General features: G+C 55.1%; 9 protein-coding genes. All 9 read right to left on the bottom strand.

Annotated features, from left to right (window positions below):
- Positions 1-5: 5 nt before the first annotated feature.
- Positions 6-1,544 carry an AmmeMemoRadiSam system protein B gene (amrB, locus tag H5T64_00285; protein MBC7262776.1) on the bottom strand — a complete coding sequence of 513 codons (1,539 nt, stop codon included), beginning with the start codon at positions 1,542-1,544 and terminating at the stop codon, positions 6-8.
- Entirely contained in the window at positions 1,541-2,611 is a 1,071-nt protein-coding gene (gene amrS / locus H5T64_00280) for an AmmeMemoRadiSam system radical SAM enzyme (protein MBC7262775.1), read from the bottom strand. Before amrS ends, amrB begins: the two co-directional genes overlap by 4 nt.
- Positions 2,612-2,762: 151 nt before the next feature.
- Positions 2,763-3,587, bottom strand: a complete 825-nt coding sequence (ccsA, locus tag H5T64_00275) for a cytochrome c biogenesis protein CcsA (GenBank protein ID MBC7262774.1) — start codon at positions 3,585-3,587, stop codon at positions 2,763-2,765.
- 2 nt (positions 3,588-3,589) lie between these two features.
- A complete protein-coding gene (locus tag H5T64_00270; protein MBC7262773.1) occupies positions 3,590-4,627 on the bottom strand; it encodes a cytochrome c biogenesis protein ResB in 1,038 nt (345 codons plus the stop codon).
- A gap of 123 nt (positions 4,628-4,750) precedes the next feature.
- Positions 4,751-7,111, bottom strand: coding sequence for a glycosyltransferase family 39 protein (locus H5T64_00265; GenBank protein MBC7262772.1), 2,361 nt, complete (start codon positions 7,109-7,111; stop codon positions 4,751-4,753).
- A gap of 22 nt (positions 7,112-7,133) precedes the next feature.
- The gene (locus H5T64_00260; protein ID MBC7262771.1) at positions 7,134-8,858 is read right to left on the bottom strand and encodes a cellulase family glycosylhydrolase; all 1,725 of its coding nucleotides are present in this window, start codon (positions 8,856-8,858) and stop codon (positions 7,134-7,136) included.
- Between the two features lie 105 nt (positions 8,859-8,963).
- Positions 8,964-10,124 (bottom strand): lipopolysaccharide heptosyltransferase II, encoded by a 1,161-nt coding sequence (waaF, locus tag H5T64_00255; protein MBC7262770.1) that lies wholly within the window; start codon positions 10,122-10,124, stop codon positions 8,964-8,966.
- Positions 10,125-10,140: 16 nt separating this feature from the next.
- Positions 10,141-11,487 (bottom strand): ATP-binding protein, encoded by a 1,347-nt coding sequence (locus tag H5T64_00250; protein ID MBC7262769.1) that lies wholly within the window; start codon positions 11,485-11,487, stop codon positions 10,141-10,143.
- Positions 11,465-12,163, bottom strand: coding sequence for a DnaD domain protein (locus H5T64_00245; GenBank protein ID MBC7262768.1), 699 nt, complete (start codon positions 12,161-12,163; stop codon positions 11,465-11,467). Before H5T64_00245 ends, H5T64_00250 begins: the two co-directional genes overlap by 23 nt.
- Between the last annotated feature and the right edge of the window lie 3 nt (positions 12,164-12,166).

Below are 12,166 nucleotides of genomic sequence, written 5' to 3'. Positions count from 1 at the left end.
GTTTCCTACTCGCTCTCTCCGAAAACCTCTGCAGTGAAACGGTACAGCGTGGCACCCTTCGCCCAAGCGTCTTCGGGCAGACCCGCTTTGCGACAAAGTGCCCGGAGATATTCATCACGATCCCATCCTTCCTGCACGGGCACCTGTGGCAACAGCAAGCCAAAATGCTCCCCGTGCAGGATGGCCAGGCCATCACGGCCTATTTGGATTTCACCAATATTGTTAAGTGGATGCAGAGGTGAGAGCACTGAGATCTCGATGCGAATATCCCCCAGTTCTGCGACACTCACCGGAGGGAAGCGCTGGTCCTCGGTTGCCGCCAAGACAGTGCATTCCTGTATGGTGTGGTAGAGTGGCTCATGCGGGATAACGCGCCCGATGCAACCGCGCAACTGGCCGTCTCTGGTCAAGGTGACGAAGACGCCGCATCTCTCCATCGCATACTCTAAAGGGGATTCCACAGGGACCTCGTGCTCCGTCAAGTACCTTTCCAATGTGCGCCGCGCCAAGGCCAGCAGTTCTGCTTTCTGCTCCGGCGTGAAGTTAGGCGGATTCCAATGCCAGAACATCACCGCGCTGTAGCCAACTACGCGGTCAAGATTGCTCTCTCCGGCTGGCACATCGCCAGAATTGGCATACTTCAGCACTGTGACCTCGTTTGCGCCGAGTTCTCTTGCCACCATCATCCCGGTGAGCACTGGCCCCAGGCCGCACAGTGTACACACTAGATTGGGAATGCCAGCGCTCATGTACCGCTGATCATTTTGGAGCACTGCCTGCGGGTCCATAGAGCAAATAGCGCTCAGTGTAGCATTGTCCACTCGCACAGCATCATTGTAGGTTGGATAGTGGGCCATATCGGAACTGACAATGATCAGCGCCTGTCGCCCGGCTAGCACTTTCACCAAAGCTTTGCTCAAAGCCTCGCAATTCTCTGCGGTGGGCTGGCCCATCATGATGGGCACGATCTTACACCCGGGGTGGGCTCGTTGCAGGAATGGCAGTTGGACCTCGATGGAGTGTTCGTAATAGTGTACACGAGGTTCGGCAACCAATCTCCCCGTTTCGTCAGCATCCAGAAGGGCTTTAGCCAGTGCCTCGTCTACTGGCACCTCTCCCAGGGGTGTGGCAAAAGCGCCCTCGCTATAGATAGAGACTGCCGAGAAGTCGGCGACACTGTGGTTGTTGCCGATGACCACTATGGCATCGTAGGACACGCCCTGGATCTGGCGGTAGGCGTAGGCCGCTACTGGACCGGAGAAGGTGTAGCCAGCGTGTGGTACCATCAGGACAATGGGGGTGCCTTGAGTTGGTTGCACCTGGGCCAAGAAGTCATCCACCGTTCTCTGTAATTCGCCCCGATCTGCGGGATAAAAAAGGCCCGCGAACATGGCTGGACGGACTTTCTCAGATGGAATAGGGGTGGCGGAGGGTAACGGGGCGGGCTTTGTGGCTGTGGGCTCGGTAACTGTCGGTGTCGTGACACACCCTGCGAGAAGCAGTACCAAGGCCAGCGTTACCCAAACACGGTACACTCCACTCATTGCCACACTCCAGGTATCGGCTGGCCACAATAGCGGCATTTGCCGTCCACTATGTTGTTTTCCATCACCTGAAAGCCTAAACGCTGGATCAGAATCTTACCACAGCGTGCGCAATAGGTGTGATCCCCTGGGCTTCCGGGCAAGTTTCCGGTGTAAGCGTAGTGGATGCCCTCTTCTAAGGCGATGGCTCGTGCCCGCTCAACTGTCGCGGCGGGGGTGGCTGGGAGGTTAGTGAGTTTGTAGCGAGGGAAAAAACGAGAGAAATGGGTGGGCACGTCTGGCCCTAAGTTATCTATAATCCAGCGCGCCATATCACGCAGGTTTTCCTCAGAGTCGTTCATGCCGGGTACGACCAGAGTAACAATTTCCAGGTGAATTCCGGAATCGCGGATGAGTTTCATCCCATCCAACACGGGTTGTAAAGTCGCCGAGCACACGTTTTTGTAAAAATCATCGCTGAAACCTTTGAAATCGATCTTGATCGCATCCACCGCACCACAGAGTTCCCGCAGTGGGTCAGGGTTCATATACCCAGCGCTGACGACCACATTACGGATGCCCGCTTTTCGTGCAAGCCTTGCCGTCGCCAGCGTGTATTCATAGAATACCGTTGGTTCCGAATAGGTGTAAGCAATGACAGGACAACCGTAGCCTAAAGCGGCGGCCACCACTTTCTCTGGGGGCAGATCGTAATTCTCTGTCTGCTCCGGTGGCACTTGCGAGATGTCATAGTTCTGGCAATAGAGGCAGTGCAAGTTACATCCCGCCGTGGCAATAGAGAAAGCGGCACTTGCGGGTAGGAAATGATAGAAGGGTTTCTTTTCAATGGGGTCAATCGCCATCGCACAAGGATTACCGAAAACCATCGTGTACAGTTTGCCGCCTCGATTCTCGCGTACCCGGCAATCGCCTCGATGTCCTTCTGAAATCACGCACCCCCTCGGACAAAGCAGGCATTTAACATAGCGTTTCGCGTGGGAAATGTGGCAATAGAGCACCTTAGACGGTAGGGCATTTCCATGGCAGACTTCGCAACGTAAATCGCCGCTCAGGCCAGCATAATACATCGCTTCGCGCGCGTTCGGTGGCAGCGGTGTTTCTTCAGTCTCTTGCCTGGTTCCCCCTGACAGCAAAGCGCGTACGCCCAGCAACCCCAGGCTAGCGCCTGCCAATCCAATGAACTCTCGCCGTGTAAATTTCACCTTGCTTATCATCCAATCAATACGCGTGTAAACTGTATACCCCTACCGCACGAGCCAACGGTCCTACACCCAAGTAGGTAAATAGAATGCAAGCCAGGCCCAATACCGTCAACGTCGCTAGGGGCATCCCGCGCCAATGACGCGCTGAACGTCTATGAAAGTAGAGCAAGTACACGAACCATGTAATCAACGCCCAAGTCTCTTTAAGGTCCCAACTCCAGTAACTTCCCCAGGCCTTCTGAGCCCAAATGGCCCCAGTGATAATGCTTAGACTCAGGAATAAGAAAACGAAGCCCACGCCGCTTTCGATAACCTCATCCTGCCGCTCTGCTTCTGGTAGCGAGTCCTGCCATAAGCCCAGATGGGAGAGGATCCGCATCAATCCCAGCCCCCCTGTGGCCGCGCCTGCACCATAGGCCAGTGCCGCTGTGAAGGTGTGCATCTCAAACCATATCGTCTGCAACGCTGGGAGCAACGGTCGAGCAATCTTATCCCCATCTGGAACCCCTAGGAGCGCATAGATTTCGATAAGCAATGCCATCATCAGGGCGAGCACCAGGCCGCGTCCAGAACCAAGCCTCCGCGCCAAAAGGAGTGCGGCGAGGAGAGTGCTGCAAGCGAAAGCCAATGCAAACTCGTAGGTGGTCGCCATCGGCCAATGCCCCGTTGCTAACCCGCGGGCAATGACGCTGCCTAACATTGCCAGTGATGCAACCACAGTCAGCACTTGGCCAGACCGGTCCAGCGTCTCTTGCCGCCTGATCAAGGCTATCAGGAGGGCCAGGAAGCCTACCCCTGTGATCACACAGGCCAGCGAGATGAAGGCACTCTCACCCGGCACCCTCAACCTCCAATTGCAGGCCGCAATTCATCTGCCCATTTTTTGAGCCAGTATTTGGCATCCGCGCCTATTTCGACCACTCCATCTCGGCCCACGCGGCACCAGACCCGGCGCACAGGGAGGTAGAAACGAAGCATGGCACCGATTACAAAGCACAATGCGCCGGATATCACAAACGGGTAACTCGGATCGTAGACGGCCATCGCTATGGGATAAAGGCATCCCGTTTCGTCCTCATCGAAACTGACGAGATAGATTCCAACACCGTGGTACGAGAGGGGTTCGTTGATACGAATGGTGCTGGATTGGACAACTCGGCCCGCTTCTAATACGGCAACCTGGGCGCGGAAATCCCGGGCACTGCCATCGGGATAGGGTATGATTTCGAAACTCTCTCCTCGCAGTTGGAAACCCGCTCGCTCTACTGGGGTTTCAACGCCCGGTGGTAGAGCCAATGCCTCTATCCGCCAACCCTTCACTTGGCCCCAAGTGGCAGCCAGCACGATGAGGATAATGGGGCCATGGACGAGGATAGTGCCTAGTCGGGCCCAGCCATGTCGCTCGGCATAGATGTGCGTTCCTTTACCCTGTTCCTGATATAGCACACGGAAGCCTGCCTGTTTAAGATTGCGCGCGATTATCTTAACAGCGGAGTCCGGGTCCCTGGCAGTGAAACTGAAACGAGCCTCACAGTGCGTCAGCAGTGCATCGGTGATCTCCATGCTAGTGCGGGTCAGCGCACGCCAGATAGAGCGAAGCCGGGTGGTGGTACATACTATTATGTTTACTATGAGTGCAGCAACCAAACCCAAAAACCATGCGGAGTGAAAGGCATCGAAGATCCTGGTATAGCCGCCGTACCTGGCACTCACTGCATCCTGCCAGAGACTCAAGAGCGTTTCATCCCTCACGGACGGTCGTTGGGGAAAGAGTGTTCCTATGATCGCACCGATCGTCAGAGCAACCAGTAGTGGAAAGGCCAGTTTGCTTGAGCTCAACAGCCCCAGGCAACGCAGGTAAAAGAACCTAATCCGCCCCATTTCGGCCTCCACTGTGCACAACTGTGCACATCCAATACAAAGATACTGCTATTCGGGTTAAATGTCAATCTTGTTGGTTGAATTTTGGAAAAAAGCCACGTCGGAGGATGCGCAGACGCTCATTTATCCGCCCTCCTCCAGAGTTATCTTTGTTAAGATCAGCGTGGCGGAGGGAATGCCTGCCGAGGGCGCGTACTCGAGGCTCAAATGCAAGTCGTAACGGCCAGGTGTCAGCCCGCTGGGAAGGGGCAGGTTGTGCTGATCCCGCACAATCTCTCCTGGCAGCCATATCAATGCTGGGTAGAAGCCTTCGGTTACCGAGGTGTGCCACTCGGCGATGGGGTGACCGGAATAGTCGTGCAGGCGGAAGGTTAGGGTGGCATCCGATGGGGGTGTTTCTTTGGCGAGCCAGAAAAGCGTCAGGTGAGCAATATCCCCAGGGCGCAGTGGCACATTGGGGTCGTGCTCGAAACCGAGGCGAACCAGGGTGAACCCTAGCAATTGCAGGGGACCACAATCTGCTTCGCGGTGGTGCTGCAAATCCAGAATGGCCAGTGGTGGCGCAGACCCACGCCGCACTACCACGGGCTCCAACAGGAGTTTGTCATCCACTGCCTTGCCAGGCACGTAAATAGGGAGGCGGACGCCATCATCCAGGCCATACATGCCAATTTCGATTTGGTAGCGACCGGGTGGAACGGCAGGGAGAATAGGCACTCCGTAATTATCCACTATCAGTTCCCTCGGCGTCCACGTAGTAGTCAGTCGAGCCCCACCGCCTGGCTCCGCATCGCGCTGACCCACAATGTGACCGTGGTCGTCTATAGCATGGACGAAAACCTTGTATCGGTGCCCAATCGGACTAGTCGCTTCCCAGAACAGAGCAAGTTGCAAAATATCCCCTGCTTCGACTTCAGGGGTGAGTAGGCTGTAACCCCGGAACCGAATGCTATCTCCCAAGCGAGCGTCCACTGGGTGAACAATCCGTTCGCCGAGCGATTGGCAGGGAACTGCGTAGATAACGAAGCGCACATCTCCGTACCAAGAGTCAATAGCCTTGTATGCGTGTTCGTCTAACCATGTCTCTACAAAACGGTGCGGATCACTCTCATCGGTAGCCCAGAAGATAGCGAAAATGCGATTGCGTCCGGTAATCATCTCCTTCAATTCAGCCTGGGTGGCATCTTCGTCCAGCGGGCGTTGCCTGGGCAAAGGGTAGATTGGCAACCCGCCGCGATAATAGAGCATGAAAGTCTCAATTTGGCTTGGTGCATTGATGAGAATAGCGTCGCCCGTTTTTTCGATGACCTCGATATAATGCGCAATACTCCGGTAATCATCACGAGCATATTGGCTGTCGAAGTAGTAATTCGCAAGAGAAGTCAGCGGGGCCAGTAGCGTAAAGGCAAACCCCATGCCTGCTAACAAAGCGCGGAGCCATGCCTTTACGTCGCGGTATGATCGCTGTTCTGGCAAGAGGGTACAAATTCCCCGCGCCACCAAAACATAGTAAGCCGGCATTACCCAGAGGAGGAACTTGGGGTCGTACATGGGCCGGCGCAGCGAGGCAAGATATAAGGCACCAATGGGTATAGCCAAGTAGAGTACAACGATGATATGTGCACCCAACGAGCGGGGCGCAAAGACTCCTTCTTTCTTTCTATTGCTTTTGTGGTAACGAACCGGGGGCATCAACCCGATCAACAATAGCGCCGTAAAAATGAGCACCACAGGGGTCGTTTTTGCGGGAACGGAAAGGCCCAGCGAGAACACACGAGCCAGATCGGCGAGGAGTTGTTGCAAGGACAGGGGTTGGCTGATAGCAGGCCAGATACCCAATTGTTCCCGGGTCATCCAAACCCAGGGGATGTAAAGGGCGAGGATGATGACTTGGAGAAGCAGCCACTTGGCTAATGACCTGAGGCGGCGCCTGTACTGGCCAACAAACCACGCCAGGAAAATAAGATTCTCGATCACCAAAAGCACTGCCGCAAAGTAGTGGCTGTACAGAGCCAGGGTTGTGGTCGCCAAGTAGAAGGTGGCCATCAAATAGGTTGGCCGGTCAAGCAAGCGCACGAGTAAGTAAATGGATAACACGGCCCACAGCGTAACCATAATATACATGCGCGCCTCTTGAGAGTAATAGACGCCCAATGGAGAGAAGGCCGATAATAGTGCTGCAAGAAGCCCGATGTTTGAGCCGAAAAGCTGTTTTCCGAGCAAATAAGTGGTGGCTACGACCAGCACCCCGGTCAGCACGGACAATGAACGCGCACCGGCCTCGCTGCTCCCCGCCAAACCGATCCAAAAATGCAACAAATAATAATATAACGGCGGATGGATATCATGGGCTGCACTACGCGTGATCACGGCGAGGCTGCGCCCTGCTAAGGCAACGCTTGTCCCCTCATCGTTCCAGAAACTCTGGCCATCTAGTCGGTACAGGCGCAACCCCAGTGCCAGGACCAGAATAGTGGCAAGCATTATTCGCGTCCGAGTGGACCGGTCAAGCATTTGCGTACCCTTTGCTCGAATGCTTAATCCAACTGCGAGCCACCACCACTGCGAGCAAAAGCAGAAAAAAGAGCACAGCGACAAACGCATTGTGTCCCCACGCCTCGCCTCGCCGGACAATTACTCCATCTATAGCCGCCGTGCCTGATAGTAGGCGGATCTCGACGCTGTGTTTCTGGTTTGGCAGGCCACGTGCCAGGGGAATCACCTCCCCATAGACTAACGTTGGTGAGTGTAGGTCTATCTCCTTCGGACTACAGCCCTGGATCGAGACGAGGATTCGTCCGCTTTCAGGCTGACGTAGGACAACGAGGTCCAAGTCTGTTCCCTTGAACACAAAATTCAAGGTGCTTTCGGGTTCTGTGGCTATCTTGTAAGCGCCTAGGACTGCCTGGTCATCACGTACAGTGATCCAGTTTCCGGAGTACTGCAATGACCAATGGCTCTCTTGATGATAGCCGATAGACATCACCGGGGGTTGATGAGCATAGTCCCTCAGGGCCTCATAGACTGGCAAGGGCGTGAAATCTGGCTCGACTAGGCGAAAATAGTAAAAACTCTGGTCACGCTCTGCATCAGTAGCGCGTTTAAAGAACCAGTAATTCATCACTCCCATCCACGGCCATTCATCCTGGGCACGCTGGTAGGCCTGAACGGCGTACTCAGCCTGTTTCTCCAGCGTAACGCGCCCAAAATTGGCTACGCCTGGGAAATCTGACGGCAGTGCGTTCCACCCGATCTCAGTAGCCCAGATAGGCTTGTGAGCATCACCATTGCGCACCATGATGTCGCGAATGAGCTGGGGGCGGGCAAAATTCGTCCGATCAGGGCTAACTCGCCGGTCGGTCGGCCCAGTCCAGAGGCCGTAAGCCATCACGCCCATGATGTCGAAATAGGGCGCAGCGCCAGCGTCATACATGCGCTGGAGATACATGAGATCGTCCATGTTACGATCGTTGTGCTCGATCGTCTGGGCCAACCCTGCGCAGAGGATCACGCAATTGGGATCGGCTTCTTTTGCTCTCTGGTATGCGATCCGCAGCAACTCCACATAGCCCTCCGGATCGGGGGGCTGTTCGCCCCATTCTGGATAGATATTTGGCTCGTTCCAGATCTGGTAATAGCGGATTTTGCCCTTATAGCGAGAGACCACGGCGTACACAAAGTCACCGAAATCCTCAAAATTGTCTGGCGGGGCGCGGGTGCCGATCTCATCGCCACGGGCACGCGACCAAGCAGGTGGGTTATCCAGTCGAGCGATGATTTCCAAACCATATTGATTCGCCAGTTCTACGATCCGGTCGTACTTAGCCCAGGCACTTACGTTCCATTTGTGGTCCCAGAAGTCTCCTTTGCCACTGATCTCAATGTCCTCCCAAGGGAACTCTTGGCGGATCCAGTGAAAGCCTGCATCTCGTATCATGCGTAGCGAACGCTCCACTTTCTCAGGTTCGACTTCCTGCTCCAGAAAGGTATTGATCCCGAACGGGTTGATGCCCGTGTGCTGAATAGGCACATAGGGGGCTAGTTCCAGCGGAGCCTGGGTGAAACGCAAGAGGATCAGTGCGCCTAACCCTTTGATTTGCTCAACGTGATCCTCTTCCCCGGTGAGATTTACAAGAGTATCTGTGATATAATCTCTCGCCTGCCAGGCAACCAGGATCACCAAGGCCAGGAGAAGAAACAGGATCAACATACCTCGCACAGGGTTAGACAAAGGAACGTCCTCCTATGGTGGTTTGCACTCTATTCAACGGCCGACAAACACCTGGAGTTCCTGCCGTTGCCTCATGCATACAAGATCGAACATTCAGTACACGTTTCACAAAGATGGGGGCTTTGTTTCTGCCTCCAGCAATGAGAGCGCAGCCTCATACACCTCCTCAACTGCAATCGCACGGATACATTGGTAATCGCAGCAAGCCTGATTCCAGCGTCCGCTTACCAGACAAGGGCTACATTCGGGTGGATGCCACAGGACCACGCTGCGACCTCCGTATGGTCCATATATACGGGGGTCGGAGGGGCCATAGAGAGCGACCACTGGCACTCCCATAGCGACCGCCAAATGCAATGCACCTGTGTCGTTGCCGATGAACATGTGCACTCTCTCCATCAGTGCGCCTAGTTCCCCAAATGAGAGCCGACCCGTCAGATCTATCGGCTCGCGTTTCATCGCCGCTCGCACTGCTGCTGCAATAGGTATATCGTCTGGCCCACCCACGAGGATGATCGTATGTCCAGCATCGGACAATCGTTGGGCAACTGCTCCAAATCGCTCTGGCGGCCAGCGCTTTGCAGAGAGTACCATGCCGGGATTAACGCCACCGCCAGGATGGATGACCACTGTGCGCTGGAGCCCTGAACTCATATCCCCAGCCCTTGCCAAAAGGCTGGCCACGCGCGCCCTATCTTCATCTATCGGGTAAAACTCCAAATGGGGATTCTGAACTGGAATGCCTATTGCCCGCGCCAAGTCCAAGTAAAGTTCCACCTCGTGTTTTATCTCATTGACTGGAATGCGAACAGACAGTGAAAATCCCCGCCCATGGCTGTCTAATCCCACACGCCACGGGATACCCGCGAGCGCAGGCAGGAGCGTAATAAGCGGGGAACGGTCGGGGACAAAGCAGGCCTCATAATGACCCTGCCGTATTCGGTTGACCAGTGCCAGATAGTCACGTAGGCTATATCGCCCACTGCCCACTTGGCCGCAGTCCACCAGGCCATCCAACTTCGGGTTCGCCTCCACCATAGCCCGCGAATGAGGGCCAACAGCAAAGTCAAGTCGTGCTTTGGGATAAGCCTGGCGTAAAGTAGTGATAAGCGGCGTAGTCATAAGCACATCGCCGCGGCAGCAGGGCTTGATGATGAGAATAGCCGCAATCTGGCGTGGGGGGATAGACGATGTCGTTAGATGGAAAAAGGGGCGGAGCAGGCGACAGAGGCTGCTTATTATTATGTCTTTCCGAGCGAGGGCCATGGATGGCTCCGGACGGTCAGCGTCGCACGCCCACGCCACGACGTTTAGCCCGATTGGTTGGCGTGGCACGACTGTCTTGTGGTCCGAAGTAACTGGGCGCGATGATAGCCCAAACTTGGCATCGGGATGGATCGAGCAGGCGCGAACGCAACCGGGGTTCCAAGTCTTCTACGCTTTGCTGCGTGGTTATCACCGTAGGCAGACGCGCACTCCAGCGGTGGTTAATGAGTTGAAACATTTTTTCTTTGGCCCAAGGGGTGGCGTTTTCAGTGCCCAAGTCATCGAGGATGAGGCAGGGTGCATTGCGGATTTCCTCAAAGCGGCGGTCGAGAGAAATGTGGCTGGTGGGGCTAAAAGCGGCGCGCAGATAATCCAAGAGATCGGGCACCACCACGAACAGGACGGGGCGTCCTTGGGCTTGGAGTGCATTGGCAATGGCAGCCGCAAGGTGTGTTTTGCCACAACCCGAAACTCCGGTCAGCACAAACCAACCTTTGGGTTTGGCGGCGAACTTTTTGGCGGCCTCATAGGTGCGCCTGAGATTCGTCCTTTCTTCTTGTGGCAACCCGGTACGCAAATCGAAGCGGTCGAAAGTCTGGTCGGCGTGCAGGCCAAGTGAACTGAGGTCGAAGTGTGTGGTCTCAGCAGCGGCACGAAAATCGCGAGCCTGGATATGCACGATAGTGGAAATATCCGGATCTACTATACGGGAACGCAGCCGGATATCGATGTCCTCGAATTCTTGATTCGTAGTGATGACGGTGGGCAAGCGTGCGTTGTAACGATAGTTCAGGAGCTGGTATAGTTTCTCGTACGCCCAAGGTGTCGTGCTCTGGGTGCCCAAATCGTCCAGAATAAGCAAGGGCGTATTGCGCACAGCGTCAAATAATTCATCGTAGGAAACCCGGCTGATGGGAGCAAACGTAGCACGCAAGTGATCGAGCAAATCGGGGACGACCACAAAAAGGACTTCCCGTCCCCGCGCCAATTGTTCATTGGCAATAGCCGCTGCCAGGTGAGTCTTGCCGCACCCAAAGGCACCCTTCAGGATCAGCCAGCGGTCGGGATTTTCGGCATATCTGCGGGCTGTCTCATAAGCCCGACGTAGATTATCGCGCTGTTCGTCAGTAAGGCCGTAACCCTCTGGGACAAAGGAGTCGAAGGTCATCCGTGCGACTTGACTGAGATTACTGGATCGTTGTAATTGTTCGAGGCGCTTCTGCCGCCGTTCTTCCTCCTTACAACGGCAAGGTATCGCGATCCCGAAATCGGGATGACCCGGCGGAACATCGCGGCGGAGATAACCAGCGCCGTGACAGATAGGGCAAACGTTCTTTTCCTCAGTGTTTGATGTAGTCGGCATACTTCCCTTCTATATAGCGCCGGCCGTTCTCTTCGGACCGCAATTCTTTCTTGCCTTCAGTAGCCCACCGCTCCAGGATGGCGCGCACGTAGCGCCAATTCCGCACGTTGTTCTCGGCGGCGATGCGGAAAGCATCAGCGATCCAATCTGCTGGATAATCTCTCTCCGCTTCTCTCAGTTCCTCTGCGATCATCGGCTGCAAGAGTCCAATGTTCTGTTCGTAGAGCACGAAGATGTTGGGTTTCTCGGCAGTGAGACGTGGGCCACAAACTGTCGCGGGGCCACCCAGCGCAATTTCACCGCATTCGATCTTCTCCACGGTCTTTCGTCCTTGCTCAGTGTTCAGGAAATAGTAGTGCGCTTCCGTCTCACCGTCGCGAGTCATGATGTGCAGCAATGTTCCGCGGGTAGTGGCTCGCTCTAGCGCCTTCTGGAGGGACTTTTCCGGCGACTCATCAAGGCCCGACAATCCGCGGAGGAGCGTTCCATCACTGAGGAGTTCGCGTAATTGCACGCAACGTGGATAACCCCGCCTACGATTCAGCAGCCAAATGATGTGCAGCGTGACTTTAAGTTCGGCCAAATCATCAATGGAAGGCAGAAGTTCGCTGAAAAAGAGATCGGGCACAGAAGTGAACCGAACCTTGCCTCCTGGGAAGCCAGAAAAACCCTGCACTGA

The sequence above is a fragment of the Chloroflexota bacterium genome (assembly GCA_014360825.1).
Classification (GTDB): domain Bacteria; phylum Chloroflexota; class Anaerolineae; order UBA2200; family JACIWT01; genus JACIWT01.
The sequence above is the reverse complement of the archived record's forward strand: the minus strand, read 5'-3'. Positions and strand labels throughout refer to the sequence as shown.